At 50.9% G+C, this 24,558-nt stretch carries 38 protein-coding genes; 1 reads left to right on the top strand and 37 read right to left on the bottom strand.

Going from position 1 to position 24,558, the window contains the following annotated elements:
• Window positions 1-136: 136 nt before the first annotated feature.
• From KA369_18875 to KA369_18860, 4 genes are all read right to left on the bottom strand, one after another.
• Window positions 137-1,645 (bottom strand): hypothetical protein, encoded by a 1,509-nt coding sequence (locus KA369_18875; protein ID MBP7738048.1) that lies wholly within the window; start codon window positions 1,643-1,645, stop codon window positions 137-139.
• A 50-nt stretch (window positions 1,646-1,695) separates the two neighbouring features.
• Window positions 1,696-2,262 carry a hypothetical protein gene (locus KA369_18870; protein ID MBP7738047.1) on the bottom strand — a complete coding sequence of 189 codons (567 nt, stop codon included), beginning with the start codon at window positions 2,260-2,262 and terminating at the stop codon, window positions 1,696-1,698.
• Window positions 2,263-2,390: 128 nt separating this feature from the next.
• Window positions 2,391-3,185: a tRNA pseudouridine(38-40) synthase TruA gene (truA, locus tag KA369_18865; protein MBP7738046.1), complete on the bottom strand. Its 795-nt coding sequence runs from the start codon at window positions 3,183-3,185 to the stop codon at window positions 2,391-2,393.
• Window positions 3,149-4,027 (bottom strand): DUF2225 domain-containing protein, encoded by an 879-nt coding sequence (locus KA369_18860; GenBank protein MBP7738045.1) that lies wholly within the window; start codon window positions 4,025-4,027, stop codon window positions 3,149-3,151. The genes truA and KA369_18860 overlap by 37 nt, the downstream gene beginning before the upstream one ends.
• Before the next feature lie 384 nt (window positions 4,028-4,411).
• Between KA369_18860 and KA369_18855 the strand changes: the two genes are divergently transcribed.
• On the top strand, window positions 4,412-5,275 hold the full coding sequence (locus tag KA369_18855; protein ID MBP7738044.1) for a hypothetical protein: 864 nt from the start codon (window positions 4,412-4,414) through the stop codon (window positions 5,273-5,275).
• Between the two features lie 69 nt (window positions 5,276-5,344).
• Here KA369_18855 and rplQ read toward each other — a convergent pair whose 3' ends face one another.
• The 33 genes from rplQ to rpsL form a co-directional block, all read right to left on the bottom strand.
• Window positions 5,345-5,860 carry a 50S ribosomal protein L17 gene (gene rplQ, locus KA369_18850; GenBank protein ID MBP7738043.1) on the bottom strand — a complete coding sequence of 172 codons (516 nt, stop codon included), beginning with the start codon at window positions 5,858-5,860 and terminating at the stop codon, window positions 5,345-5,347.
• A gap of 11 nt (window positions 5,861-5,871) precedes the next feature.
• Window positions 5,872-6,837, bottom strand: coding sequence for a DNA-directed RNA polymerase subunit alpha (locus KA369_18845; protein MBP7738042.1), 966 nt, complete (start codon window positions 6,835-6,837; stop codon window positions 5,872-5,874).
• A gap of 138 nt (window positions 6,838-6,975) precedes the next feature.
• Window positions 6,976-7,608, bottom strand: coding sequence for a 30S ribosomal protein S4 (gene rpsD, locus KA369_18840; protein MBP7738041.1), 633 nt, complete (start codon window positions 7,606-7,608; stop codon window positions 6,976-6,978).
• A 14-nt stretch (window positions 7,609-7,622) separates the two neighbouring features.
• Window positions 7,623-8,018, bottom strand: coding sequence for a 30S ribosomal protein S11 (rpsK, locus tag KA369_18835; GenBank protein MBP7738040.1), 396 nt, complete (start codon window positions 8,016-8,018; stop codon window positions 7,623-7,625).
• A gap of 7 nt (window positions 8,019-8,025) precedes the next feature.
• On the bottom strand, window positions 8,026-8,409 hold the full coding sequence (rpsM, locus tag KA369_18830; protein ID MBP7738039.1) for a 30S ribosomal protein S13: 384 nt from the start codon (window positions 8,407-8,409) through the stop codon (window positions 8,026-8,028).
• A 23-nt stretch (window positions 8,410-8,432) separates the two neighbouring features.
• Window positions 8,433-8,567 carry a 50S ribosomal protein L36 gene (gene rpmJ / locus KA369_18825; GenBank protein ID MBP7738038.1) on the bottom strand — a complete coding sequence of 45 codons (135 nt, stop codon included), beginning with the start codon at window positions 8,565-8,567 and terminating at the stop codon, window positions 8,433-8,435.
• A gap of 52 nt (window positions 8,568-8,619) precedes the next feature.
• Entirely contained in the window at window positions 8,620-8,841 is a 222-nt protein-coding gene (gene infA / locus KA369_18820; protein ID MBP7738037.1) for a translation initiation factor IF-1, read from the bottom strand.
• Window positions 8,842-8,873: 32 nt separating this feature from the next.
• Window positions 8,874-10,214 (bottom strand): preprotein translocase subunit SecY, encoded by a 1,341-nt coding sequence (gene secY / locus KA369_18815; GenBank protein MBP7738036.1) that lies wholly within the window; start codon window positions 10,212-10,214, stop codon window positions 8,874-8,876.
• 37 nt (window positions 10,215-10,251) lie between these two features.
• Entirely contained in the window at window positions 10,252-10,713 is a 462-nt protein-coding gene (gene rplO, locus KA369_18810) for a 50S ribosomal protein L15 (protein ID MBP7738035.1), read from the bottom strand.
• Between the two features lie 12 nt (window positions 10,714-10,725).
• Window positions 10,726-10,914, bottom strand: coding sequence for a 50S ribosomal protein L30 (gene rpmD / locus KA369_18805; GenBank protein MBP7738034.1), 189 nt, complete (start codon window positions 10,912-10,914; stop codon window positions 10,726-10,728).
• A 12-nt stretch (window positions 10,915-10,926) separates the two neighbouring features.
• Complete coding sequence (rpsE, locus tag KA369_18800; protein ID MBP7738033.1) at window positions 10,927-11,439, bottom strand: 30S ribosomal protein S5; 513 nt, start codon at window positions 11,437-11,439, stop codon at window positions 10,927-10,929.
• Between the two features lie 11 nt (window positions 11,440-11,450).
• Window positions 11,451-11,816: a 50S ribosomal protein L18 gene (locus KA369_18795; GenBank protein ID MBP7738032.1), complete on the bottom strand. Its 366-nt coding sequence runs from the start codon at window positions 11,814-11,816 to the stop codon at window positions 11,451-11,453.
• Between the two features lie 2 nt (window positions 11,817-11,818).
• Window positions 11,819-12,361 (bottom strand): 50S ribosomal protein L6, encoded by a 543-nt coding sequence (gene rplF, locus KA369_18790; protein ID MBP7738031.1) that lies wholly within the window; start codon window positions 12,359-12,361, stop codon window positions 11,819-11,821.
• Window positions 12,362-12,377: 16 nt separating this feature from the next.
• A complete protein-coding gene (gene rpsH / locus KA369_18785; protein ID MBP7738030.1) occupies window positions 12,378-12,779 on the bottom strand; it encodes a 30S ribosomal protein S8 in 402 nt (133 codons plus the stop codon).
• Window positions 12,780-12,802: 23 nt separating this feature from the next.
• A complete protein-coding gene (locus tag KA369_18780) occupies window positions 12,803-12,988 on the bottom strand; it encodes a type Z 30S ribosomal protein S14 (protein MBP7738029.1) in 186 nt (61 codons plus the stop codon).
• An 11-nt stretch (window positions 12,989-12,999) separates the two neighbouring features.
• On the bottom strand, window positions 13,000-13,542 hold the full coding sequence (gene rplE / locus KA369_18775) for a 50S ribosomal protein L5 (GenBank protein MBP7738028.1): 543 nt from the start codon (window positions 13,540-13,542) through the stop codon (window positions 13,000-13,002).
• A 31-nt stretch (window positions 13,543-13,573) separates the two neighbouring features.
• A complete protein-coding gene (gene rplX, locus KA369_18770; protein ID MBP7738027.1) occupies window positions 13,574-13,903 on the bottom strand; it encodes a 50S ribosomal protein L24 in 330 nt (109 codons plus the stop codon).
• 11 nt (window positions 13,904-13,914) lie between these two features.
• A complete protein-coding gene (gene rplN / locus KA369_18765) occupies window positions 13,915-14,307 on the bottom strand; it encodes a 50S ribosomal protein L14 (GenBank protein ID MBP7738026.1) in 393 nt (130 codons plus the stop codon).
• Window positions 14,308-14,317: 10 nt separating this feature from the next.
• The gene (gene rpsQ, locus KA369_18760) at window positions 14,318-14,569 is read right to left on the bottom strand and encodes a 30S ribosomal protein S17 (GenBank protein MBP7738025.1); all 252 of its coding nucleotides are present in this window, start codon (window positions 14,567-14,569) and stop codon (window positions 14,318-14,320) included.
• Between the two features lie 24 nt (window positions 14,570-14,593).
• Window positions 14,594-14,806, bottom strand: coding sequence for a 50S ribosomal protein L29 (gene rpmC, locus KA369_18755; GenBank protein MBP7738024.1), 213 nt, complete (start codon window positions 14,804-14,806; stop codon window positions 14,594-14,596).
• Between the two features lie 19 nt (window positions 14,807-14,825).
• Entirely contained in the window at window positions 14,826-15,236 is a 411-nt protein-coding gene (gene rplP / locus KA369_18750; protein ID MBP7738023.1) for a 50S ribosomal protein L16, read from the bottom strand.
• Between the two features lie 16 nt (window positions 15,237-15,252).
• Window positions 15,253-15,933 carry a 30S ribosomal protein S3 gene (gene rpsC / locus KA369_18745; protein MBP7738022.1) on the bottom strand — a complete coding sequence of 227 codons (681 nt, stop codon included), beginning with the start codon at window positions 15,931-15,933 and terminating at the stop codon, window positions 15,253-15,255.
• A 19-nt stretch (window positions 15,934-15,952) separates the two neighbouring features.
• Window positions 15,953-16,291, bottom strand: a complete 339-nt coding sequence (gene rplV / locus KA369_18740; protein MBP7738021.1) for a 50S ribosomal protein L22 — start codon at window positions 16,289-16,291, stop codon at window positions 15,953-15,955.
• Window positions 16,292-16,293: 2 nt separating this feature from the next.
• Window positions 16,294-16,578, bottom strand: a complete 285-nt coding sequence (rpsS, locus tag KA369_18735; GenBank protein MBP7738020.1) for a 30S ribosomal protein S19 — start codon at window positions 16,576-16,578, stop codon at window positions 16,294-16,296.
• Entirely contained in the window at window positions 16,578-17,405 is an 828-nt protein-coding gene (rplB, locus tag KA369_18730) for a 50S ribosomal protein L2 (GenBank protein ID MBP7738019.1), read from the bottom strand. The genes rpsS and rplB overlap by 1 nt, the downstream gene beginning before the upstream one ends.
• Before the next feature lie 43 nt (window positions 17,406-17,448).
• Window positions 17,449-17,736 (bottom strand): 50S ribosomal protein L23, encoded by a 288-nt coding sequence (rplW, locus tag KA369_18725; GenBank protein ID MBP7738018.1) that lies wholly within the window; start codon window positions 17,734-17,736, stop codon window positions 17,449-17,451.
• Window positions 17,733-18,359, bottom strand: coding sequence for a 50S ribosomal protein L4 (gene rplD / locus KA369_18720; GenBank protein MBP7738017.1), 627 nt, complete (start codon window positions 18,357-18,359; stop codon window positions 17,733-17,735). The genes rplW and rplD overlap by 4 nt, the downstream gene beginning before the upstream one ends.
• Before the next feature lie 11 nt (window positions 18,360-18,370).
• The gene (rplC, locus tag KA369_18715) at window positions 18,371-18,988 is read right to left on the bottom strand and encodes a 50S ribosomal protein L3 (GenBank protein MBP7738016.1); all 618 of its coding nucleotides are present in this window, start codon (window positions 18,986-18,988) and stop codon (window positions 18,371-18,373) included.
• 62 nt (window positions 18,989-19,050) lie between these two features.
• Window positions 19,051-19,368, bottom strand: coding sequence for a 30S ribosomal protein S10 (gene rpsJ, locus KA369_18710; protein MBP7738015.1), 318 nt, complete (start codon window positions 19,366-19,368; stop codon window positions 19,051-19,053).
• Between the two features lie 105 nt (window positions 19,369-19,473).
• Entirely contained in the window at window positions 19,474-20,688 is a 1,215-nt protein-coding gene (gene tuf / locus KA369_18705; GenBank protein ID MBP7738014.1) for an elongation factor Tu, read from the bottom strand.
• 466 nt (window positions 20,689-21,154) lie between these two features.
• The gene (fusA, locus tag KA369_18700) at window positions 21,155-23,242 is read right to left on the bottom strand and encodes an elongation factor G (protein ID MBP7738013.1); all 2,088 of its coding nucleotides are present in this window, start codon (window positions 23,240-23,242) and stop codon (window positions 21,155-21,157) included.
• A 379-nt stretch (window positions 23,243-23,621) separates the two neighbouring features.
• Window positions 23,622-24,089, bottom strand: a complete 468-nt coding sequence (gene rpsG, locus KA369_18695; GenBank protein MBP7738012.1) for a 30S ribosomal protein S7 — start codon at window positions 24,087-24,089, stop codon at window positions 23,622-23,624.
• 22 nt (window positions 24,090-24,111) lie between these two features.
• Complete coding sequence (gene rpsL, locus KA369_18690; protein ID MBP7738011.1) at window positions 24,112-24,486, bottom strand: 30S ribosomal protein S12; 375 nt, start codon at window positions 24,484-24,486, stop codon at window positions 24,112-24,114.
• Window positions 24,487-24,558 lie beyond the last annotated feature (72 nt).

Raw genomic sequence — 24,558 nt, 5'->3', positions numbered from 1 at the left:
ATTGCACGGCGGCTGACACCGCCGACGACACCGCGCACAGGACACGTGTTAATCCTAATTAAAGAAGATGCCTGGTGTGGTCAATTAAATTAATCTGATTGGGGCTTTTTTTTATTTTCGCGGAACCGGAAGAGCATCAGGGGACGGCGGTCGTGGATCCCATGCTGACGGTCACCGTGCCGAGGAGATTGAACTCGCACACGTATGCGTCGCTTGCCTTGTCGGTATAGTAATAATAATAGAGCGTCCCATAGACCGGGGCTCTGTTCGCATAATACACCTTATACGTGCCGGGCATGACATTCTCGATCACAAACTGCCTGCTCGTGGCATTGCCGCCGGCGTCCTGGGTCGGCACATACACCGCCAGCTGGGGCAGGGTGAAACTGTTGGCCAGGCCGGCAAACTTGTCCCATTGAGCGGTGTACAGCGAATAGCTTGAACAGACATTCGAGGGGCCCGGGATCTTCTGGTTCCAGGAGTACTTATAATATTCGGTCTCCAGGAAAAAATCAAGGGCCTGATATATACTGGTGCCGGTGTACTGCGTGGGCGCTCTCGGCAGATTGCACGGATTGTTGCTGCGCAGGGTGCCGCTCGTGGTTGTTGAATAATAGTACGGGTCCCTGTTGAGGGTATAGGATCGAATATCCGACGCGGCCGGAATCGCGATCACATGGACTCCCGGGGTGGCCGCGGCGGCCGGAACGGTACCGCTTATCCTGCCGACAAGCTCCGGAATATAGGTGCGAGCCGTGGCGTGGAGATTCCCCCCTATGACCGTATCCCCTCTTTCCACGTCATTGACCCAATCGGAGAGAGCGTAGAAATGGGTCACTCCGTAATCGGTGAGAAGAGACGTTCTCTGCTCGTATTTCTTGATGTAATTCTTCACGAGAATGCGTATCTCCAGCACGGTCGTGGAAAACTTGCCATTATACACCATGCCGACGCCGCCGGTCAGCATGTCATTGATGGGCACCACCAGCGGATACACCCGATTGATAGAGGTGCTTTCAAGGCGTATCGTATCATAAAAGGAATGTATCTGTAACCCGTTAAAATTGTAAATGGGGAATTCAGCTTCACGATAGACATCCCATGTCGGGGAGGATGCCCATCCGTTCGCCCGTGCCACGTACGTCTGGGCTCCATCCGTGAGCATTTTACGGATATACAGAAGAGCATAGGGATACAGCTTTGACGGAATATCGTCATTATTCAACGGATAGCCGATACCGTTGAAGAGCGGATCAATATCATTCAGTCCGGAAGCGAATGTTTGGCGATAATTGGCATATTTATACGATTTACCGCGGGTATCCCACAGCCTGATTTCAGCGATATCGACCATGAACGACGTGGGTAGCTTGTCTTCCGTGGCAGCGCATTCATATACAGAATCGTCCTGCATCAGGGAGAGATACTCAGGCGTATACTGGGTGCATTTGCCCGTGGAATCATAGTTCGCGCACAGCGTAGGCATGTTCCACGGTTGCGGGCTGTTGGTCTCGTAGGTGCCCTTGAGGACGACAAGAAGCTTTTTCGTCTTTATCTCCGTCAGGAGTGGATCAGTATTGCAGCCCGCGGCAACTGTCACCAGAAGGACGCCCGCCGCAGCCGCGCATTGTTTCAGCGATCTCATAAGATGCCTATAAAAGTATTTATAACGTTTCATTATCCGTCACGCCAGGATCATATATTGAAATAGAGTTGAATTCCGGTATTAATGATGTGACCGCCGGCTTTTGATCCCTTGAGGTATCCTTCATATATGTAAATATAATCAATGCGGAGACCGATATTGACGATCCTTCCTGCTGGAAACGAAACCTCGAAACCGGCCATGAATATCGGGTCCCAACCGTTCTTGTTGTCGGGCTTTATGGACAGCCATGCCCCGCCGATGCCGCCCTTGAACTGGAACCTGACGGGAAACTCAACGGGGATCTGGAACAAGAGATTTCCGTAGAGCGGCACAAATTGAAGCTCGTTCACGCCCTTGGATTTGAACTGCTGGTATGACGAGTCAATGCCGAATTTAAGATACTGCCACGGGAAGGTAAACCTGATGAACGCCCCGCCGCCCAAATTGGTTTCAACGCGCTTGCCCAGGTCATCGAGAGGAGTAACGGGCCCGAACCATGCTCCGATCTGAGGCTTCGAAAAATAATCTTTCCGTTCCTTGTAGGCAAAGGCATTCGCCGTGACGAGCAGAAGAGCCAGGCCGATAATTGCACAATAGAGGGAAAATAGTTTCATATAAAATGTATTATCTATTTGAAATATGCATATCAATATTGTTACAGAAGATTAGTGTAAATAGATTATTCCATCACATTTATGTCAATAAAATAAATATGACGCCGCGTTCCGTGATCCTGGGGCAATCAAAATGCCGACCTGACCGTGTCAAGGCTCGGTTCGTATCGAACCTTGACCAGATACAGGCCGTAGGGGGGGGCGGTGACGCCGCTGCAATCGCGGTCCCGTTTCGCTATAATATCAACCAGCGCGTCCGGATCGGTCTTTTTCCTGTTCATTTCCACAACAGTACCCACGATGATCCTGATCATGTTATGGAGAAACGCGTTGCCGGATATCTCGATCTCAATCAGATCGCCGACCTTCCGCACCGAAACATCCATGATCCTTCTTACGGTGTTGATTTTTTTTGATTCCCGCTTTTTGCAGAACGATGAAAAATCCTTTTCACCTATCAGCAGCCGCATGACACGGTCGATATATTCGACGTCCAGCCGTTCATGGACCCACATGGCCCGGTACATCATGAAGGGCGACCGCGACGGATGGTTGTAAATGCAATACCGGTACGTTCTCTCCACCGCGTCAAAACGCGCGTGAAACCCGCCATCGACCTCATAGGCATTTATAATTGATATATCCCGGGGTAGAATTCCGTTGAGGCCGATGCAGATCCGCTGGAGGGTAGTGGCGCTGTGTATATCAAAATGAACGATCTGCCCCAGGGCGTGGACACCGGAATCGGTCCTTCCCGAGGCAATGGTCCTCGATTGGTGCCGTGTTAAAACTTCGATCGCCTTTTCAAGCTCCCCCTGCACCGTCGTGCCGCCATTCTGGATCTGCCAGCCGTTGAACCGGGTCCCGTCATACTGCACCTCGAGAGCTATTCTTCTGTCTTGGGCGCATGTTCCTTGTTCCATTCTTCGATCATCTCGTTGATTTTGTCATAGCAATCTTTTGTTTTATCGAGCAGCTCCGATGGCCTTGATTTTGAAGTTTTGCCTGACCCGAACAATCTGCTGAGATACCGCTTGCATTTCTCCAGGTTTTCCATCCTTTTAGCAGGATCGGATTCTTTTGATCCGATTTTGACGGTCAATATGGCAGTCAGATACAGTACACCCTCATATCCCCAGTTCTTGTCCGTGTCGGGCCCCATGTTGCCGACGGCCTCGATCGGCTCCCCGCCGGTCTGCATCAGATCAAGCACCTTTACATAGGTCTGGTAGGCCTTCTTATAAAAAAAGGTCGCAATTTTACCGTATGGAGTCTCGGGATTCTCCTTCGCCAGGTCCGTGAAGAGCCACGCGGCCCGAATCGACGCCTGGGCCATTTTGAACGTGGGAGCGACTTTTTTATTGCGGTATCCGTAACTGTCCACCGCAAGCATATACGATGCCGCCCCCGTGTTCAGGTCGCGATCGCCGTTGAAATCAAGATTGCCGAAAAATTTTTTTATGACATTTTTGCGGGCAGTTGTGAGCTCGCGCATTTTATCAATTTCGGATTCCTCCAGACTCTCAAAGTCTTTCGGGAAAGCCGTATAGAGACAGCTCGGGCATACCGTCGGCACATATATGAGGGGATGAATTGTGCCGAATTTCTTGCTGGCCTCATAATTTCTTCTCAGCTCATCGGTCAACTTGCCCGCTATCAATCTTCCACCGCCCGTAAAGAGTTCTTCGCGGTGGAATTCAAAGGAGCACACGGGGCAGATTGTAACATTCTTCTGGCGGTATGATACCTTTAGATCTTTATCCATGACCATCTCCGAATTTTTCCCACATTGGACATTTGCCTCATGTTTTGATTTATTTAAAAAAAAATCAATAACCTTTTTTATTATTTTTGCCGGATACCATTAATTCTTTTAATAACCATGACATGCCGTCCCATATTATCGCAGCCGAATACCGTCCATGTTAATCCCGATGAAAATCCTTATCCCATGCCTGATGAGCAACGCATCCTTATCATGATTCAATCCGCATCGCATCATAGCTGGCTGCAATATATTAATAAAGAAATGACCGCTTATTGTCGATCATATGAATGGTTATAAGTATTATATATTGAGCGCTGCAATTCAATAGATTAATGTATACGCGTATTTAAAGGTAAAATCTTCAAGGAATATGGTGTTGAAATGAAAAAGCATGTTGCCCTATTTACCCTGCTTCTCTTGACCATAGGAGCCGGCAGCGTTTACCCCATATCACCCATTGAAAAATCGTACAAAGACTACGCAATGGCCCTGGATACGCTCAGGAGCCTCCGTGTTATGGTGGAAAACTTCGGCGATGACCAGCTGAAAAAACGGTATGCGGATATCCGGCAGCAATTTCAGGACGCCAGTGAAAACTATTACGGCCAGGATTTTACCGCGTCCGCGTCGAAATTCAAAAAAGTTAAACTTGAACTCATATCCATTCTCGAAGTGTTCGGCGACATGTACCTCAAGAGGACCAAGGAGATTCTCGACTCAACCTCCAAGGACACCTTTGACTCTCTTATTGAATACAGCAAGCAGAGCGGGCTGGCGGCATATTTTGCCCGCCCTTATGATCCCTTGAAAGACGTGAAACCTTACGATGCAACTAAATACCACCTGTTTCACGACAGGGAGAAGATCAGCTCCTACCTTCGTGAAGGCTATAAGAAATATCATAAGGCAAAGACCATTTTCGAAGATCCGGAGATAGCACTGCTGCGAAAAAAAACAACCCTGACCTTTAAGAACATCAACTTTATCATTACCAGTTACCTGAATGTTGTGACGCTCTGCCGGGAAGCCAAGGAATGCGGCATAGAAATCCACAGGGTTAAAAACATGAATGAGCTCGGGAAAAGCATGGTAAAGTACAATGTTTCCCATGGCTCTATCATCCCGATTTTCGACGACAGGATACCGGAACAGTACAAGGTCGATGCCAACGACAATATCAGGTTCATACACGCGGTGGAGATGAAGAAACTCGGGAAGAACCAGGGTGGCAACAAGCAGGGATGAAACACTCCGCAGTATTAGACACAAAAAGCCGGGTTCATCAACCCGGCTTTTTTTATATGCTCGCAATAGCTACTTTTCTTCTTTCTTCTTTTTTGCTTTTGCCTCTTTGGCTTCTTTTTTCTCTTTCTTTAATTCTTTTTTCTCTTTCGACTTTTTATCTTTCTTCTCTTCCTTATCCTCGGTCTTCTTAACGACAACCTTCTTTTCAACAAGCTCAATAATGGACATCTCCGCCGCGTCGCCCGATCTTTTTCCAAGGAGGTATATCCTCGTATATCCGCCTTTCCTGTCCTTAAAACGAGGCGCGATATCTTCAAAAAGCTTTTTGAGGATGTCACGGTCCTTGATGACCTTCATCACTTCGCGCTTGTTGTGGAGCTTCCGGCCACCGTCGGTTTCGGGAATATCCATGTTATGCTTCGCCCTGGTGATAAGACGCTCAGATATCCGCTTCAGCTCCTTGCCTTTTTCTTTCGTAGTCACGATGCGCTCGTGCCTGAAAAGCGATGTCACCATGTTACCGAACATCGCCTTCCGGTGGGCATGGGTTCTGCCTAGTTGTTTTACGCTATTTCTATGCCTCATATGCGTCCTCGTTAATCCTTTAATCCCAAGCTAAGATGCAATGACTCGAGCTTTGATTTTATCTCATGCAGCACAAGATCACTGCAGTGCTTCGATTTCTTCAGTTCGTCTTCCGTCTTCTTCACCAGCTGTTCAAGCGTTGAAACGTCCTGGCTCTTAAGCGTGTTATACGACCGTACCGACAACTCGATCTCATCGATCGACTTGGCGAGGAGCGTTCTCATCTTCTCAAGATTTTCATCGACTTCCTCGATCTCGGCTTCGACTTCCTCTTCAAAGTTGATGAAGATCGTCATGTGGTCCTTGATAATCTTCGCCGCGTGCGCCAGGGCGTCATCGGGAGATATCGAGCCATCGGTCCATATCTCGAGGACCAGCTTGTCGAAGTCGGTCCGCTGTCCTACCCGTGTATCCTCCACCTTTACGTTCACCTTCTTTATCGGTGAAAAGATGGAATCTATCGGTATGACACCGACGGTTTCCGTGTTCGACTTGTTGACTTCGGCCGGAATATATCCGCGACCGCGCTCGATCTGCACTTCCATGTCTATATCGGCCGAATCGTTCAATGTCGCGACCACTTGCTCCGGATTCATCACCTCGATTTCCGGATCCACGTTGAAATCAGAACCGGTCAGATCGCCGGATCCCGTTTTCTTGATATGAAGAACCTTTTGCAGCTCTCCGCTGTACTTGAACCGCAGTTTTTTCAGGTTCAGAATGATCCTTGTCACATCCTCATACACGCCGGGGATGGTAAAAAATTCATGGGGTACGCCCTCAATTTTTATGGCTGTAATTGCGGCGCCTTCTATGGAAGACAGCAATACGCGTCTCAGGGAATTCCCGATTGTTAAACCATAGCCCTTTTCAAACGGCTCAGCTACGAAACGACCATAATTCGGCTGTAATTCATCATGTTCGAATGTGATTTTACTTGGTCTCTTAAAGCCCTTGAGCAGGTTACGTGGGGCCATTTTCACCTCCATTTACAGTACAAAACAAATAAGGGAACCTCTCTGTTATACGGGTGTTCCCTCCGGAGCCTATCGGATAATGCCGGGCATATTGCAGCCTGCTGCCGCTCCGGCGCACCGATAGACCCGCACTACATGTTATTTCGAGTATAGCTCAACAACAAGCTGGTCGTTAAAATTCGATGTTAAATCTTCACGCAACGGCAGACGTAAAATCTTGCCGCTTCTTTTTTCAAAATCCACTTCGATCCATCCGGGTATCGAGTCAATAGCCTTGGCGAGCTTAATCGAATCCTCGACCATGACATTGCCCGCGTAATTCTCCCTTACAGCGACCACGGCGCCTTCCGTGACCCTGAAGGACGGGATATCGACGATCCTGCCGTTCACCATGACATGCTTATGCATGACCAGCTGGCGGGCCTGGCTGCGGGAAGAGGCGAAACCCATCCTGAAGATCACGTTGTCCAGGCGGCGTTCGAGGAGCGACATCATATTGTCGCCGGTAACGCCCTTCATGCGCATCGCGTCATGGAACAAGAGCCTGAACTGCTTCTCCAGCAGGCCGTAGCTCCTTCTGATCCTCTGCTTTTCGCGTAGCTGGACGGCGTAATCGGACAATTTCGCGCGCCTTTTCCGCGGGGGTCCCGGAGGATATTTTTTCTTACCCTTGATAGGGCATTTATCGGTCAGGCAACGCTGGCCTTTCAACATGAGCGGCGTCATTTCACGCCGGCATAATTTACACCGTGGACCGGTATATCTTCCCATAGCACATCACTCCATTATACTCTTCTTCTCTTTTTAGGCCTGCATCCGTTATGCGGCACCGGGGTCACATCCTTTATCTTAGTCACATTCAGCCCGGACTGGAACAGGGAGCGTACCGCCGCTTCCCTTCCGATCCCCGGACCTTTGACAAACACTTCCACATTCTGCAGCCCCGCATTGGTAATGGCGTTCTGGGCCGCTGTTTTCGCCGCCATCTGCGCCGCGAAAGGAGTAGACTTACGTGAGCCTTTGAATCCCTCACCGCCGGCGGACGCCCACGAAATAACGTTCCCCTGCATGTCGGTCAGGGTTATGATGGTGTTATTATAGGTGGCCTGGACATAGGCTTTCCCTATGGGGATAACCCTTTTTTCCTTTTTTCGTGTTTTTACTTTTTTCCCTTTCACTATTCACTCCTTACTTGGCTTGAGTTTTCTTCTTGCCGCCGACCGGGGCGCCCCGTTTGCCCTTCCGTGTCCGGGCGTTGTTCTTAGTATTCTGTCCCCGCACCGGCAGGCCTCTCCGATGGCGGATTCCCCGATAACAGCCGATGTCCATCAGCCGTTTTATATTCATGGCGACTTCAGTCCTCAGATCACCCTCGACCTTCGCCGTTTTTTCAATCGTTTTCCGTATGTCGTTGATCTCCTCGTCCGCGAGATCCTTGACCCGCTTGTCGGGATCAACCTTTGCTTCGGCCAGAATTTTCTTGGATGTCGTCAAACCGATTCCAAAGATATAGGTCAAAGCGATTTCTACTCTTTTATTATTTGGTAAATCAACGCCAGCTATACGTGCCATATGCTCCTCGTGGTGCTATTACATTAATGTTTTTTAACGGTCCTCACCTTCTGGCGCTGTTTGTGACGGGGATTCGTACAAATAACCCGCACCACGCCATGCCGCTTGATGACCTTGCAATCATTGCATATTTTCCTGACCGAAACTCTCACTTTCATCGTGTACCTCTTTATACGGCTTCAGTTCTCTTCAACGCCCGACACCCTTTTTTCAGTTTTTCGAGCGGTATATGATTCTGCCCCGGCTTAAATCGTAGGGCGATAATTCAACTGTTACCTTGTCACCCGCCAGTATCCTGATATAATGCATTCTCATTTTACCGGATATATGGGCGAGAACGACATGACCATTATCCAGTTTTACCCTGAACATCGCATTGGGCAGCGGTTCCACTACAACGCCTTCAACTTCAATTGGTTCTTCTTTTGCCATATAACCACATATAATTTAAAATACTCCGGATATCAATGCCGCCCTTTCATGCGAGCGCCCTTCATGAAACCGTCATAGTGCCTCATGAGAAGTTGCGACTCGATCTGCTGCAGCGTATCCAGAGCCACACCGACGATGATCAGAAGCGACGTCCCGCCGAACAGGTGGGCCATTTCAACCGATACCTGTTCCGGCCAGATGCTCAGTATCAAGTCTGGTATAATGGCGATGAACGCCAGGAAAATGGATCCCGAAAGATTGATCTTGTTCAGGATGGCCATGATATATTCAGCCGTATTCTGGCCCGGCCTGATGCCGGGAATGAAACCGCCATACTTTTTCAGGTTGTCCGCGATCTCCGTCGGGTTGAACCTGATTGCGGTATAAAAAAAGCAAAAGAAAATGATAAGGCCGCTGTACAGAATCATATAGGGAATCTGGCCGGGCGACAGCCAGAACTGCAGCTTGTTCAATATACCGGAGCTGGTGCCGCCGATCATGTGTATCATCTGCGTCGGGAACGTAATAATCGCGGCGGCAAAAATGATCGGAATAACGCCGGCAGCGTTGACCCGGAGCGGAATGTACTGGGCGCTTCGCTGCACCGTGCCGCGGTTCGTCTGTTTTTTACCGTACTGGACCGGTATCCTCCTCTGGCCCAGGGTCAGAAGGATAGACGCCGCCACGACAGCCAGGAAAAGGCCTATGAGGATTATTCCGATGATGGGCTCACCGGAATCGCCTATTTTCTTCATGGTGGCAGTGAATGCCTGGGGCGCCCTGACAACGATTCCGGCCATGATGATAAGGGAGATACCGTTGCCGATACCGCGCTCAGTAATAACGTCGCCAAGCCACACCAGCACCATGGTGCCGGTCGTTATGGTCACGACCGCTATGATGACAAACCATATACCAGAGTCTTCCGGAACGACCGAGCCGCCCGTTGTCGTCCGCATGCTCTTCATCCAGAAAGTCAGGCCGAAGGACTGGGCGGCGCAGAGAAACACCGTGCCGTACCTTGTATACTGGGTGATCTTTTTCTGGCCCTCGTGGCCCTCTTTGGCGAGTCGCTCCAGGGCCGGGAACACTACCTTCAGCAGGTCTATGATAATCGACGACGAAATATAGGGCATGATGCCCAGCGCGAAGATCGTGAACCGCTTGAATGCGCCGCCCGAGAAAAGATCGATGAAATCGAGCATTCCGCCGGCGCTCTGAGCCTGGGTGAAGTATTCAGACAGAGCGTCAACATTGATGCCCGGTATGGGAATATGGGCGCCGACCCGATACACGATCAATATGGCCAAGGTAAAAAATATCCGCTTCCTGAGATCGGGAATCTTGAATATGTTAACGACTACGTTGGACATTATCTACCTTGTTGGACCCTTAAATAAATATCTGCTATCAATTCTCTTTCTTGGCCGATGCCTTGCGGATGTTTGCTTCGCCGCCGGCCTTTTTTATTTTCTCAATGGCCGAACCGGAATAGGCATCGGCCGTCACCTTGACAGCCTTGGTGATATCACCTTTGCCGAGGATCTTTACCAGCTTATCTACCCTGGTGATAGCCCCTTCTTTCTTCAAGATTTCCGGGTTGATCTCTGAAAGCCCCAGCTTTTCGAGCAGGGATATGTTGACAACCTGAAATTCCTTCTTGGTATAGTTATTGAAGCCCCGCTTCGGTATGCGCCTCTGCAGGGGCATCTGGCCGCCCTCGAACCAGGCATAGTGCTTCTTGCCAGCCCTTGAGAGCTGCCCGTCATGGCCCTTACCGCTCTGGCTGCCATGACCGCTGCTGTTGCCGCGGCCGACCCTTTTTCTGCGCTTAATACAATCAGGCTTTTTCAGCAAATATATTTCTTCCATAATGCCATCTCTCTACTGATCTATATGTTTGACGGTTACCAGGTGACTCACCTTGTCGATCATGCCCCGCACGACCGCGGTATCGTCGTGAACGCGCTCGGCGGAAATCTTCCGCAGGCCAAGCGCCCTGAGGGTCGCCCTCTGCTTCGGCAAGATGCCGATATTGCTCTTTATTTGCTTAACTACCAGTTTTTTTGCCATATCATCACCCAACTATTCCCACAACCTGCTCATCGGCACATCCCGCAGCTTCGCGGCTTCCTCAAAGCTCCGTAACTGGAGCAATCCGTCAAGGGTCGCCTTTACCAGGTTGACCGGGTTTCTGGACCCCTGTGCTTTCGATAGCACATCGCTGATGCCTGCACGCTCAAGGACTGCCCTGACCGACGCTCCGGCGATAAGACCGGTACCGGGGGCCGCCGGTTTGAGGATGACCTTGGCGGATTTAAACTTGCCGATAACCTGATGAGGAATCGTATTTTTATGAAGATTCACCCTGAAAATGTTTTTCTTGGCGTCTTCCTTGCTTTTATCGATAGCGTCGGGAACCTCATTGGCCTTACCGAAGCCTATGCCGACGTGACCCTTGCCGTCGCCGATGACCGCCAGTGCGTTAAATGAAAAGCGCCGGCCACCTTTAACGACCTTGGCGACACGGTTGATGGTGACTATTTTTTCCGAAAGTTCCAGTTCGGTGGCAGATGTTTTCTTTCTTTTCAGTTTCATTATCGCGTCTCCTAAAACTCAAGGCCGCTTTCGCGCGCCGCGTCGGCGAAGGCCTTGACCCTGCCGTGGTATATGTAGCCGTTCCTGTCAAAGACAACTTTTTTAATGCCCGCCTTTACGGCCTTTTCTCCCAGCATCTTGCCAAGCATAGCCGCCCCTTCCTTGTTGGCCTTGTTCTTCATCGCGGGGAATTCCTTGGAGAGGGTCGACATGGCCACCACCGTGTGCTGCTTCCGGTCATCTATGATCTGAGCGTACATATTGCTGTTGTACTTGCTGATACAGAGCCGCAGAACGTCCTTGTTGACGCCTATCTTTTTCTTTATGATGAACCGTCTTCTGGTAATCCGTTTCTTTTTTAATGCGATCTTATCCATTTCTATTTACCTGTCTTGCCTGCTTTTTTCCTTACATGCTCGTCTTTATACCGGATTCCCTTTCCCTTGTATGGTTCCGGCGGCCTGAGCTTGCGGATATTAGCCGCGACCTGGCCTACTACCTGCTTATTGGAGCCTTTTATCTTAAACTTTGTGGCTTCCTGTACTTCGATGGTAATTCCCGCGGGTGGGGAAAAAAGGATCGGGTGCGAGTATCCGAGCTGGAATTGGACATCCTTGTTCTGCTGCTGAACCCGGTATCCAACCCCGATTATCTCCATCTGCTTTTCAAAGCCCTGGGAGACTCCGGTCACCATATTGCTCACGAGGGACCGTATCAGGCCCGAAGCCGCAGCAATCTTTTTATCTTCCTTGGAGTTTTTAGCTATTATGGAAATAGCATTATCCTTAACTTCCAGGTCAATACCGTCCATGAGGGTCAGCTTGTCTTCGCCCAGGGGGCCCTTGACCGATATGATCCTGTTTGTATAATCTACTGTTACGCCTTTCGGTATTATGACCGGTTTCCTAGCTACTCGTGACATTGCCGCTACTATCCTGTTATGATATTTCGCACAAAATTTCACCGCCGACGTTCATCTTCTTCGCGGTTTTATTGGTTATTATTCCTTTTGACGTGGATATGATCCAGATCCCGATATTATTGTAGATCGGGATAAGTTCCTCGGCCTTGATGTATACTCGCCGGCCCGGCTTGCTGATGCGCGTCAGGTTCAGGATCGCCGGCTGATTTTCCTCGGAGTACTTCAAATAGATCCGTAAGATCTTTTGCCGATTGTCGTCATTCAACTTGTAATTCTTTATAAAGCCCTCGTCCTTCAAAATTTTGGCGATGGAAACCTTCATCTTGGACGATGGAACATCGACGATCAAATGACCGGCCTTAACGGCGTTCCTGATTCTCGTCAGCATATCTGCAATGGGGTCTGTAATAGCACTCATGTGTTCTTTTCCTGATTAATTTTTTACCACGATGATTTCACAACGCCGGGAATTTTCCCCTGGCTCGCCAGTTTTCTGAAACAAATCCTGCACATTTCAAACCTTCTCAAGTATCCGCGGGGGCGTCCGCATATCTTGCACCTGTTGTGCCACCGCACATTGTATTTGGGACCGATTTCCTGTTTTGCCCACAAGCTTGTTCGTGCCACAGTCGTATCTCCTATGATCTAAAAGGCATTTTAAACCCGTCCAGCAGCGCTTTAGCATATTCCTTCTTTTTCGCTGTTGTGACGATTGTGATGTTGATGCCGTGTATTTTCTCTACCTTGTCGAAATCTATTTCCGGGAAAATGATCTGTTCCATTACGGAAAAGTTATAATTGCCGAAGTTGTCGAAGGATTTCGGCGACAGCCCCTTGAAGTCGCGCACCCGGGGAAGGGCCACGTTGATGAGGCGGTCCAGGAATTCGTACATCCGGTCTCCGCGCAGTGTCACGCGGGCGCCCACGTCCATGCCGTCCCTGATCTTGAAATTGGCGATCGATTTCTTGGAAAGCGTCTTTACCGCGCGCTGCCCGGTGATGTTGGAAAGCTCCTCCACAACGGCCTTCATGCCGTTCGGGTTTGCATGACCGTCGCCCATGCCCACATTCAGAACGATTTTCTCAAGCTTAGGAACCTGCATGATGGACGTAAACTTGAAACTGTCCATCAGCTTCTTTTTTATATTCTTGTCGTATTCTTCTCTCAATCTTGCAGCCATTGCTACTGTCCTTTTTAATCCAAATGTAGTACTAATCCAGGCTCTTTCCGCATTTCTTGCAGACCCTGACCCTGTTCTTGTCCTTGAACTGGATCCCGATGCGTACTCCCTTCTTGCATTTGTCGCAGAAAATCATGACATTGGATATGTCAACGGGAAATTCCATGTTCACGACGCCGCCCTTGGGCTGTTCCGGACCCGGTTTGAGGTACTTCTTCCTTTTGTTGATTCCTTCGACGATGATCCTGCCGGACTTAGTCCCGACTTTCAGGACCTTGCCGCGCCTGCCGCGGTCCGCGCCGGCGTTCACGACAACATTGTCATTTTTCTTTATCCGTGTTGTGGTAGTATCCTGCTTCATATAATTCACCCTTAAAGGACCTCGGGAGCCAGCGATACGATCTTGAGAAAATTCCTGTCGCGCAGTTCCCGTGCTACCGGCCCGAATATACGCGAACCCCGGGGCTCGCCCTTGGCGTCAATGATGGCAACGGCATTATCGTCGAACCTGATGTATGAACCGTCCTTGCGGCGCACCGGACTCGTCGTGCGAACCACGACCGCCCTCAATACGGCCTTGCCATGAACTTTTTTCCCCATCGAATCCTTCAGCCCGTATGAGGGCTGCGAGTCTTTGACGGCAACGACGATAATATCGCCGACCGTGGCGTACCGCCGCCTCGTTCCGCCCAGCACCTTGATGCACTGGACCCTTTTCACGCCGCTGTTATCAGCCACTTCCAGCATTGTTTGAACTTGAATCATCGCTATTCCTCTATTTGGCTTTTTCTACAATTTCAATTAAACGGTATCTCTTCTCTTTAGATAACGGCCTGGCTTCCTCGATCTTGACGATATCGCCGACGGCGCATTCATTCTTCTCGTCGTGACTCTTGATCCGCTTGGTCCTGCGTACCGACTTTTTATATAGAGAATGCATGACAAGGTTTTCGATCTCAATAACGATCGTCTTGTCCATTTTGTCGCTTACTACTTTTCCGATTAACTGTTTCCTTTTTTTTACCATGGTCCGACCATTTCCTTCGTACGGTTATCGAGATGCCTTAGTCTGTCTGACGCCCAGGGCATATTCCTTTTTCAGGGTCAATACGCGGGCGATATGCTTTTTCAATTCCTTGATTTTCTTCGGATTCTCAACCTTGCTGGTGACGGCCTTGAACCGCTCTTTCCGAAGGATTTCCTTCGTTTCATTGAGGCTTCGATCCAGTTCCTCAAGCGTCAATTCTTCCAGTTTCCCTTTCATGAATCAATCCTCGCGTCTGCTATTCGTTTATTTTCACAATTTTAGTCTTGAGCGGAAGCTTGAACGCCGCGTTCAGCAGCGCTTCCTTCGCCAGGATTTCATCGATACCGGCTATTTCAAAAAGTATTTTGCCCGGCTTTACCCTGGCCACAAAACCCTCGGGATTTCCCTTGCCCTTGCCCATCCGGGTCTCAGCCGGCTTCTTGGTGAAGGGACGGTCCGGAAAAATCCTGATCCAGAGCTTTCCGCCCCGCTTGACCCTCCTGGTGATGGCGACCCGAGCGGCCTCAATCTGGCGCGCTGTAATCTCGCCCGGTTCAATGACCTTGAGGCCGATTTCACCGAAGGCTATCGTGGAGCCGCGATGGGCGGCGCCCCGCATATGTCCACGCTGCACTTTCCTGAATCTTTGTCGTTTCGGCATTAACATGGCAGCTATCCCTTACTCACTTTGTTTTGCGTTTTACGGTATATTTGTCTTCTTCGTCCTCGACGTCTTTCGTGAGAACATCGCCGTTGTATATCCACACCTTCACTCCGATCAGGCCGAAGGTGGTCAGCGCCTCGGCAAACCCATAATCAATTTCGGCGCGCAGCGTATGAAGGGGTATCCTTCCTTCCTTGTAAGCTTCCTGGCGCGCCATCTCGGCGTTGTTCAATCGTCCCGAGCAGACCACTTTGATCCCCAGGGCGCCGGTCCGCATCGCGTTGGTAATGGCCTGCTTGACGGCCCTCCGGTAGGGGAACCGCCCCTCGACCTGCTGGGCTATCTGCTGGGCGATGAGGCTCGCATTCTTTTCTGGCTTCTTCACCTCGATAATGTTTATATATACATTTTTCGACGCAATCTTCTGGAGCTTTTCCTTCAGGGCCTCGATATCGGACCCCTTCTTGCCGATGAGGACGCCGGGACGGGAAGCGTGGATATTTACATTGACCCTGTCAGGGAAGCGGTCGATGGCCACTCTGGATATTCCGGCTGATTTTTTCTCCTTCTCGACATATTCCTTTATAGCAAGGTCTTCATGAAGATATTTCGCGTAATTCTTTTTATCTTCATACCAGATGGAATCCCACGTCCTGTTGACGCCCACCCTCAGTCCTATTGGATTTACCTTTTGACCCATATATGGATACCCTTATATTTTAATTTTCGTCAGATAATACAATCCGAATGCTGCTTGTTCTTTTCTTGATCCGGTTCGCCCGGCCCCGCGCCCTGGGGCGGAACCGCTTCATGGTCGGCCCAACGTCGACGACGATCTTTTTAATGTAGAGATCCTTGTCCATGATATCGGGCTTGATGTATTTCGCGTTCGCCCCGGCCGAATAGAGCGTCTTCAGTATGAGGCGGGCCGATTTCTGCGGCATCGCCTTGAGAATTTCTATCGCGTACAGAAGCTCCTCGCCCCGTACCTCGTTGGCGACCAGCCTCGCTTTTGAGGCGGAAATCCTGTTATTTTTCGAAAAAGCTTGCGCTTCCATTGCTACTTCCTCTTGGCAATTTTATCGTCTTTCGTTCTATGGCCCCGGTAGGTCCTCGTCGGCGCGAACTCACCGAGCTTGTGGCCGATCATGTTTTCCGTGACATACACAGGGATGAAGTTTTTCCCGTTGTGAACCATCAGCGTGTGGCCTATCATTTCCGGAAAAATCGTCGATCTGCGCGACCATGTTTTGATGGCCTTCTTCGAGTTCGAGGAATTCATGTCCTCAATCTTTTTGAACAACTTAATGTCAACGTACGGACCTTTTTTTACTGACCGAGCCATTACTTCTTCCTTCGATTAACAATATATTTGTCGCTTACTTTATACTTCTTTCGTGTCTTGTATCCCTTGCTGGGAACGCCCGTCGGCGAACAAGGGTGACGGCCTCCGGACGATTTTCCTTCACCGCCTCCTAGTGGGTGATCGACCGGGTTCATGGCGACCCCCCGCACCTTGGGTCTCTTATTCATCCACCGGGACCTGCCGGCCTTGCCGATAGTCACGAGACCGAAGTCCTTGTTGCCGACTTCGCCGATGGTGGCGTAGCATTCCTGGTGTATCTTGCGAATCTCCCCCGAGGGGAGCTTGATCAGACAGTATGTTCCTTCTTTGGCGGTGATTACCGCCGACGCGCCGGCCGACCGGACCAACTGGCCTCCCTTGCCGCGGCTCATTTCAATATTAAAGATGTTGGTGCCCAGCGGTATGCTCTTAAGGGGAAGAGCGTTCCCGACCTTGATCTCGGCATTGTCGCCGGACATTATCGAGTCTCCCACCTTGAGCGTATCCGGAGCGACGATATATCTTTTTTCCCCGTCAATATAGGTGATCAGCGCTATGTTGGCCGAACGGTTGGGATCATACTCGATCGTATCAACACGGCCCGCGATGCCGTGCTTGTCACGCTTGAAATCGATGATGCGGTACAGGCGCTTGTGGCCGCCGCCGCGACGCCGCACGGAAATATGACCCTTGTTGCCGCGGCCCGCGTTTTCCTTTTTGCCCCTGGTCAGGGGTTTATACGGTTCGGTTTCCGTAATCTCGGAAAAATCGAGAACCGTCTTGTATCGTGTCGTCTGAGTTATCGGTCTAAATTTTTTCAGTCCCATATCTGGTTCCTCTTCAACTGTGCAAACCGGGCATCACCGGCTGTTATTGCGCTTCGAAAAGCTCTATCTTTTCGCCCGGCTTGAGCGTTACGATCGCCTTCTTCCATGCGCTCCTCTTGCCGGTCCGGTAACGGAGCCTTCGGTTTTTACCCCGCATGACGAGAACATTCACCTTCTCCGGCTGTACGCCGAACAGCTCCTTCACGGCGCCGTACACCATGAGCTTGTTGGCCTTCATGGACACCCGGAATACATACTTGTTTATTCCCATAAGCTCGGTAGTCTTTTCCGAAATAACCGGCTTTAAAATGATATCATTCGCGTTCATTATTTGCCGCCCTCGGCATATCGTTCATTCAGCTTCATCACCGCGCTTTCCGTAATGATGAGTTCCTTCGAATAAAAGATATCCTTGCCTGAAATTCTGTTAACATTATTGTAGGTCAGCCATGGAATATTCTTCACCGACCGCTTGAGCATCATATCGTCGCTGTCGGCGATGATGATCCCCTTCGAAATGGAGAAGGCCTTGCCGATTTTTGCGACTTCCTTTGTTTTCCCGTTAACCTTGAAATCCTCAACCACCTTGATGCTTCCCTGCTTTGCCTTTAGAGAAAAAAGTGCCCGGTATGCGGATCGCTTGATGGTGCGCGGAAGATCTATCCGGTAGCTGCGCGGTACGGGCCCGAAAATGGTGCCGCCGCCCCGCCATATGGGCGACCGGCTCGATCCCGAGTGGGCACGGCCCGTGCCTTTCTGCTTCCACGGCTTTGCGCCGCCGCCGCTCACCTCGGAGCGCTCCTTCGTCTTATGTGTTCCCTGGCGCAGGTTCGCGTTTGCCGATTTAACGAGTTCGTATATCAGTATATCGTTTACTTCAGCGCTGAAGACACTGTCGGACAGCTCGATCGAGCCTACGACTTTGCCGTCTATGGAATATTTATCAACTTTCATCGTCCGCCTGCCTATCGTTCGCACACTGTAATCAGTGTGTTTTTTCTGCCCGGTATGGCCCCGGAAATCAGCACAATGTTCTTATCCTCGAAGACCTTTACGATTTTCAGGTTCTTGACAGTGACGGTCCTGAAACCCATTCTTCCCGGCATGCGCTGGCCCCTCCACACTTCACTCGGGAAAGCGCAGGCGCCGATGGAGCCGGGGGCGCGGTGAAAGGTCGAACCGTGGGTCTCGCGGCCGCCGCCGAAGCCGTGCCGCTTGACAACGCCGGCAAAGCCCTTGCCCTTTGATACGCCGGTAACGTTGACGACCGTATTCTCGGCGAAGATGGAGCATTTGATCTCGCTGCCCACATCAAGGGATTCGTCGAATACGGCAATCTCGCCGAAAGTCCCGAGGGGCCTGATGCTCTTTTTCTTCAAATCAGAAAGTATCGGCTTGGTCAACCGCTGTTCTTTGACATCCCTGAAGCCGAGCTTCAACGCCGAGTAGCCGTCCTTCTCTACGTTCTTTTTCTGCACAACCACGCAGGGGCCGAGCTCGCACACGGTAACGGGCGTCGCCGTACCATCCTCATGTATAAACTGGGTCATCCCGATTTTTCTGCCAATAAGCGCCTTTTTCATCACTCATTCCTATCCAAAAAATATTAGATGATAAGGAAACTAAGATAAAGAACTATGCAAGGTCAGGATTTAATATCAACCGAAACACCGGCGGGCAGCTCCAGCTTCATCAGAGCCTCGACCGTATCAGAATTCGGATCAATGATGTCAATCAAACGCTTGTGCGTGCGGATCTCAAACTGCTCACGGGCCTTCTTGTTCACGTGAGGTGATTTGAGCACGCAGAACTTCTCGATCTTTGTCGGCAGAGGTATGGGACCCGCAACCTTGGCGCCGCTCCGATTGGTGGTGGCGACGATCTTCTCGGCTGATTGATCCAGCAACTTTGCGTCAAATGATCTTAGCTTAACCCTTATACGTTGTCCAGTAGACTTTGCCACTTCACTTACCTGAAATAATTTTTATATCATCAAAATACACAGGTCAGACCATCAGTATGATGGTCTGACCATAAAGTGCTATATTCGCGTCCTTAACAGAATATGCTACTCTATAACCTTTGTAACGACCCCCGCGCCGACGGTTCTGCCGCCTTCGCGGATGGCGAAACGGAGTTCTTCTTCCATTGCCACCGGGGTGATAAGCTCAATCGTCATATCTATATCATCTCCGGGCATAACCATCTCGACTCCCGACGGAAGGGTCACTATACCCGTAACGTCGGTCGTTCTGAAATAAAACTGCGGCCGGTAATTCCCGAAAAACGGAGTATGGCGTCCGCCCTCTTCTTTCTTGAGGACATACACTTTCCCGGTAAATTTCTTATGAGGTGTGATTGAGCCGGGCTTCGCGAGGACCTGGCCGCGCATAACCTCGTCTTTTCCGGTACCGCGGAGGAGGCAACCGACATTGTCGCCGGCCTGGCCTTCATCAAGAATCTTGCGGAACATCTCAACGCCGGTGCATACCGTTTTCTTCGTTTCGGTGAAGCCGATAATCTCGACTTCGTCGCCGGTGTGGACAATGCCACGCTCGATCCTGCCGGTCACGACAGTGCCGCGGCCGGTAATGGAGAAGACGTCCTCGATCGGCATCAGGAAGGGTTTGTCGGTGGCGCGCTTCGGCTCGGGAACGTACTCGTCCAGGGCTTCGGCAAGCTTGATAACCGTGGTGAACCATTCGCCGTCGGTTTTCTTCGCATCGGCTTCCTCAAGAGCCTTGAGGGCCGAACCGGGGATTATAGGAACTTCGTCGCCGGGGAATTCATACTTGGAGAGGAGCTCCCTGATTTCCATCTCGACCAGCTCGATCATCTCGTCCCGCTCGGACTTGTCTATCATGTCTACTTTATTAAGGAAAACGACCATGTAGGGAACGTTGACCTGGTGAGCCAGGAGAACGTGCTCCTTGGTTTGCGGCATGGCGCCGTCGCCGGCGGCGACAACGAGAATGGCTGCGTCCATCTGGGCGGCGCCGGTGATCATGTTCTTGATATAGTCGGCATGGCCCGGGCAGTCGACATGGGCGTAGTGCCGCTTGGGCGTTTCATATTCCTGGTGTGACGTGGCAATCGTTATACCCCGCGCCTTCTCTTCCGGAGCATTGTCGATCTGATCAAATTCAATAGGCTTGCCAAGACCATATTTCAAAAACAGGCATTTTGTAATAGCCGATGTCAGAGTTGTCTTGCCATGATCGATGTGACCAATCGTGCCAACGTTAACGTGAGGTTTGGTCCGTTGAAATTTTTCTTTACCCATTGGATTTCACTCCTTAATTATTTTTCCTGCACAACATTAAGTAAAATATCTACCCACAAAAAGGATGATATTAATGTATAACAATAAAGAATAAAATTGTTATAAGGAAACTTTTGACAAAACGAATTAGGTTGTTTCCTTTTTTGGTACTCATATCAGGTTAAAAATTGCATTTTTTATTTAAAACATTAAAAAAATACAAATTTTATGCGTACCGTTCAATTTTTGCCCATACAAATTGCGAGTTTTAGAATTAAAAAAAATGTGCTTATTCTGTCAACAAATTAATAAAAAATTATTCTAAATTAATGTTTTATCGATAAAAAAATCAGATTTCAGATCGTTTACTGGTACCCAAACTATTTTCAGGTGTTGCCCTTCCGGCATTTTTAATGAAAATACCGGATTTTCGAATATTTAAAAATTTTTTCCAAAAACCGTGTTTCTGCCGTTTTGGCATGCACGATCAATAAAAAATGCCGCTCATCCTCCCGATAATCCTATCAGTTATTTCTTTGGGGACGATCTCGTAATGGGAAACCTGCAATGTGTGGGTCGCCCTTCCCTGGCTCATGGACCGAACGCTGGTGGCGTAGCCGAACACTTCCGAGAGGGGAACGAAGGCGTCAATGACCTTCAGCATGCCCCTGATGTTGATATTATCGATCCTGCCCCGCCGCGAATTGATGTCATTGATGACGTCCCCGGTGTATTCATCGGGGCAGACGACTTCCAGCTTCATGATGGGCTCCATGAGGGCAGGCCCGGCCTTGCGTGCCCCCTCCTTGAAGGCGTTGTTGGCTGCGATGCGGTACGCCATGGGAATCGACGCGGTCTCATTGTAGGACCCGCCGATCAGGGACACGGCAACGTCATCCATCTTGTATCCGGCTATTACGCCGGCCTGCATGGCGTCACCCAGGCCCGCTTCGACGTCCTTGATCAGAGCGGCCGGGATCTCATCGCCCCTGAGCTCGTTCTTGAAGACAAGGCCGGTCCCGGCCTGTCCCGGCTCCATGCGTATAACCACGTGGCCGAACTGGTCCTTGCCGCCGATCTGTTTCTCGTACCTGTATTCCGATTCGGTGCCCCTGGTGATGGTCTCCTTGTAGGTCACCTGTGGTTTCCCCACGTTTGCCTGTATGTTGAATTCGCGGGTGATCCGGTCCACGATTATCTCAAGGTGGAGCTCCCCCATGCCCGATATCAGGGTCTGACCCGATCCCGGGTCGGCATTGACATGGAAGGTGGGATCTTCCTCTTCGAGGCGCCGCAGGGCAGCTTCCAGCTTTTCCTGGTCGGCTTTCGTCTTCGGCTCGATGGCCACGGAGATGACCGGATCCGGGAATTCCATTTTTTCAAGGAGTACCGGGTTGAATTCGTCGGCCAGCGTATCGCCGGTGCGGGCGCTCCGCAATCCCACCACCGCGACGATGTCGCCGGTGTAGACTTCCTTGATGTCCTCCCGGTCGTTGGCGTGCATGCGGAGGCACCGCTGGAGACGCTCCTTCTTGCCGGTCGTGACATTGAATACCTGATCGCCGGTCTTGATGTGCCCGGAGTAGACCCGCAGGTAGGACAGCTTGCCCACGTAGGGATCGCTCATCAGCTTGAACACCAGGCCGCAGAAGGGGGCCTTGTCGCTCGCCTCCCGCGTGACGATCTCTTCTGTATTTTTAGGATTATGGCCCTCGACGGGCTTGATGTCACGGGGCGAGGGAAGATATTCCACGATGGCGTCAAGGACCGGCTGCACCCCCTTGTTGCGGAGAGCTGATCCGCACAGCACGGGAAACACCGCTGTTTCAGCGGTTATTTTCCTTATGACGTCCCTTATTTCCTGCTCGGCCGGCTCCTCGCCTTCCAGGTACTTGTGCATGATCGCGTCATCGTGCTCCGCCACGGTTTCAATGAGCGCTTCCCGGTATGACCGGGCCTTTTCGGCTAACTCGGCGGGGATCGCCGCTTCCGCGATTTCATTGCCCAGCTCATCGGTCCAGGCAAGGGCCTTCATCGTTACGAGGTCCACGACGCCGCGGTGCGCGTCCTCGGTGCCCATAGGGATCTGGAGGGGCAGCGGAACCGCGTGAAGCTTTTCCCGGATCATGGCCAGGCACCGCTCGAAATCGGCGCCCACCCGGTCCATCTTGTTCACGAAGCAGATGCGCGGAATGTGGTAGTGGTCTGCCTGGCGCCACACGGTCTCCGACTGCGGCTCGACTCCGGCTACGCCGTCAAACACGGCGATGGCCGAATCGAGAACTCGCAGGCTCCGCTCCACCTCCATGGTGAAATCGACGTGGCCCGGCGTGTCGATGATATTGATGATCGTGTTCTTCCAGAAACAGGAGGTCGCAGCCGCCGTGATGGTGATGCCCCGCTCCTTTTCCTGCACCATCCAGTCCATCTCCGCGGTCCCTTCGTGCACTTCCCCCAACTTGTGGGTCTTGCCGGTATAGAAAAGGATCCTCTCCGTAAGCGTCGTTTTGCCGGCATCGATGTGGGCCATGATGCCGATATTGCGCGTTCTGTTGAGGGGCAGTTCCCGTGGCATATATACCTTCAGTATTCATGTAGATGCCGTGAAAAGCATCAGAGCAGCCTGGCCGATGTGATTGCGTGTAAAAGCGGCATGATATCTCAACGAGGCCGCTCTCGGACCTCCTGTCCTTCGCGGCACTCCTGCCATCCTGGCAGTAGTAGCGTCACGGATGAGGTCGACAGCCGAGTCTTACAGGGACGTAACTACGAGGCGGAACAAGTGAGATATCTGCCGCGTTTGCAATTGCGGCATTTCAAATGAATCCCTTTTATGCAAAAAAATGATAGATTCACCAGATGTAAAAATACCAGGAAAGCCTGGTATTTCGAACAATTTCATATTATACAAAACATGCCCCCGCCAGCGGCGGGGGCATGTGATTGACTTCAACTTACCACTTGTAGTGCGCGAAGGCCTTGTTGGCCTCGGCCATCTTGTGCGTGTCTTCCCTTTTCTTGATCGATGTTCCTGTGTTGTTGAACGCATCCATCAATTCGCCGGCGAGCTTCTCGAACATGGTTTTTTCGGAACGGGCCCGTGAGTTCGTGATGAGCCACCGTATGCCCAGTGCCTGACGGCGCTCCGGCCTGATCTCGACCGGAACCTGGTAGGTCGCGCCGCCGACCCGGCGGGACTTGACCTCCACCAGAGGTTTGGTGTTTTCAAGGGCCTGGACGAACACCTCGATGGGATCCTTCTGGGTCTTTTTCTGGATGATGTCCATCGCCTTATAGAAATTTGTCTCCGAAACGCCCTTCTTTCCCTGCATCATCATGCAGTTGATGAACTTGGAAACGAGCTTGCTTCCGTATTTGGGATCGGGTAACTGCTCCCGCTTGACTGGTCTTCTTCTCCGCATATTAGTTCCTCGCTATCAATGATTATGCCTTGGGCCGCTTGGTCCCGTATTTTGACCGGCTCTTTTTACGATCGTCCACACCGAGGGTGTCCAGGGTCCCCCGGATAATGTGGTACCTGACGCCCGGCAGGTCCTTGACACGGCCGCCCCGGATAAGCACCGCGCTGTGCTCCTGCAGGTTGTGGCCGATGCCGGGGATATAAGCCGTCACTTCAATGCCGTTGGTAAGGCGCACCCGCGCCACCTTCCGCAGGGCCGAGTTCGGTTTCTTCGGGGTAAAGGTCATTACCCTGGTGCATACGCCGCGCTTCTGCGGGCAGTTCTTGAGGGCGGGGGATTTTGTCTTTTTTCTCTTCATTTCCCGTCCCTGACGAATTAACTGATTGATTGTTGGCATTAGTACTCCTGTTCCTGATTACATATAATATCGTATATTCATACCATCGCCGGGATTTCTTGAACGATAAAA

Source organism: Spirochaetota bacterium (genome assembly GCA_017999915.1).
Classification (GTDB): domain Bacteria; phylum Spirochaetota; class UBA4802; order UBA4802; family UBA5550; genus RBG-16-49-21.
This window is presented reverse-complemented; position numbering and strand designations above follow the sequence as displayed.

Excerpts from the sequence above, each read along its gene's own strand:
- KA369_18875 (MBP7738048.1), bottom strand. The coding sequence starts at position 1,645 with ATGAGATCGCTGAAACAATGCGCGGCTGCGGCGGGCGTCCTTCTGGTG.
- KA369_18870 (MBP7738047.1), bottom strand. The coding sequence starts at position 2,262 with ATGAAACTATTTTCCCTCTATTGTGCAATTATCGGCCTGGCTCTTCTG.
- truA (MBP7738046.1), bottom strand. The coding sequence starts at position 3,185 with ATGGAACAAGGAACATGCGCCCAAGACAGAAGAATAGCTCTCGAGGTG.
- KA369_18860 (MBP7738045.1), bottom strand. The coding sequence starts at position 4,027 with ATGGATAAAGATCTAAAGGTATCATACCGCCAGAAGAATGTTACAATC.
- KA369_18855 (MBP7738044.1), top strand. The coding sequence starts at position 4,412 with ATGAAAAAGCATGTTGCCCTATTTACCCTGCTTCTCTTGACCATAGGA.
- rplQ (MBP7738043.1), bottom strand. The coding sequence starts at position 5,860 with ATGAGGCATAGAAATAGCGTAAAACAACTAGGCAGAACCCATGCCCAC.
- KA369_18845 (MBP7738042.1), bottom strand. The coding sequence starts at position 6,837 with ATGGCCCCACGTAACCTGCTCAAGGGCTTTAAGAGACCAAGTAAAATC.
- rpsD (MBP7738041.1), bottom strand. The coding sequence starts at position 7,608 with ATGGGAAGATATACCGGTCCACGGTGTAAATTATGCCGGCGTGAAATG.
- rpsM (MBP7738039.1), bottom strand. The coding sequence starts at position 8,409 with ATGGCACGTATAGCTGGCGTTGATTTACCAAATAATAAAAGAGTAGAA.
- rpmJ (MBP7738038.1), bottom strand. The coding sequence starts at position 8,567 with ATGAAAGTGAGAGTTTCGGTCAGGAAAATATGCAATGATTGCAAGGTC.
- infA (MBP7738037.1), bottom strand. The coding sequence starts at position 8,841 with ATGGCAAAAGAAGAACCAATTGAAGTTGAAGGCGTTGTAGTGGAACCG.
- secY (MBP7738036.1), bottom strand. The coding sequence starts at position 10,214 with ATGTCCAACGTAGTCGTTAACATATTCAAGATTCCCGATCTCAGGAAG.
- rplO (MBP7738035.1), bottom strand. The coding sequence starts at position 10,713 with ATGGAAGAAATATATTTGCTGAAAAAGCCTGATTGTATTAAGCGCAGA.
- rpmD (MBP7738034.1), bottom strand. The coding sequence starts at position 10,914 with ATGGCAAAAAAACTGGTAGTTAAGCAAATAAAGAGCAATATCGGCATC.
- rpsE (MBP7738033.1), bottom strand. The coding sequence starts at position 11,439 with ATGAAACTGAAAAGAAAGAAAACATCTGCCACCGAACTGGAACTTTCG.
- KA369_18795 (MBP7738032.1), bottom strand. The coding sequence starts at position 11,816 with ATGGATAAGATCGCATTAAAAAAGAAACGGATTACCAGAAGACGGTTC.
- rplF (MBP7738031.1), bottom strand. The coding sequence starts at position 12,361 with ATGTCACGAGTAGCTAGGAAACCGGTCATAATACCGAAAGGCGTAACA.
- rpsH (MBP7738030.1), bottom strand. The coding sequence starts at position 12,779 with ATGAGTGCTATTACAGACCCCATTGCAGATATGCTGACGAGAATCAGG.
- rplE (MBP7738028.1), bottom strand. The coding sequence starts at position 13,542 with ATGGCTGCAAGATTGAGAGAAGAATACGACAAGAATATAAAAAAGAAG.
- rplX (MBP7738027.1), bottom strand. The coding sequence starts at position 13,903 with ATGAAGCAGGATACTACCACAACACGGATAAAGAAAAATGACAATGTT.
- rplN (MBP7738026.1), bottom strand. The coding sequence starts at position 14,307 with ATGATTCAAGTTCAAACAATGCTGGAAGTGGCTGATAACAGCGGCGTG.
- rpsQ (MBP7738025.1), bottom strand. The coding sequence starts at position 14,569 with ATGGTAAAAAAAAGGAAACAGTTAATCGGAAAAGTAGTAAGCGACAAA.
- rpmC (MBP7738024.1), bottom strand. The coding sequence starts at position 14,806 with ATGAAAGGGAAACTGGAAGAATTGACGCTTGAGGAACTGGATCGAAGC.
- rplP (MBP7738023.1), bottom strand. The coding sequence starts at position 15,236 with ATGTTAATGCCGAAACGACAAAGATTCAGGAAAGTGCAGCGTGGACAT.
- rpsC (MBP7738022.1), bottom strand. The coding sequence starts at position 15,933 with ATGGGTCAAAAGGTAAATCCAATAGGACTGAGGGTGGGCGTCAACAGG.
- rplV (MBP7738021.1), bottom strand. The coding sequence starts at position 16,291 with ATGGAAGCGCAAGCTTTTTCGAAAAATAACAGGATTTCCGCCTCAAAA.
- rpsS (MBP7738020.1), bottom strand. The coding sequence starts at position 16,578 with ATGGCTCGGTCAGTAAAAAAAGGTCCGTACGTTGACATTAAGTTGTTC.
- rplB (MBP7738019.1), bottom strand. The coding sequence starts at position 17,405 with ATGGGACTGAAAAAATTTAGACCGATAACTCAGACGACACGATACAAG.
- rplD (MBP7738017.1), bottom strand. The coding sequence starts at position 18,359 with ATGAAAGTTGATAAATATTCCATAGACGGCAAAGTCGTAGGCTCGATC.
- rplC (MBP7738016.1), bottom strand. The coding sequence starts at position 18,988 with ATGAAAAAGGCGCTTATTGGCAGAAAAATCGGGATGACCCAGTTTATA.
- tuf (MBP7738014.1), bottom strand. The coding sequence starts at position 20,688 with ATGGGTAAAGAAAAATTTCAACGGACCAAACCTCACGTTAACGTTGGC.
- fusA (MBP7738013.1), bottom strand. The coding sequence starts at position 23,242 with ATGCCACGGGAACTGCCCCTCAACAGAACGCGCAATATCGGCATCATG.
- rpsG (MBP7738012.1), bottom strand. The coding sequence starts at position 24,089 with ATGCGGAGAAGAAGACCAGTCAAGCGGGAGCAGTTACCCGATCCCAAA.
- rpsL (MBP7738011.1), bottom strand. The coding sequence starts at position 24,486 with ATGCCAACAATCAATCAGTTAATTCGTCAGGGACGGGAAATGAAGAGA.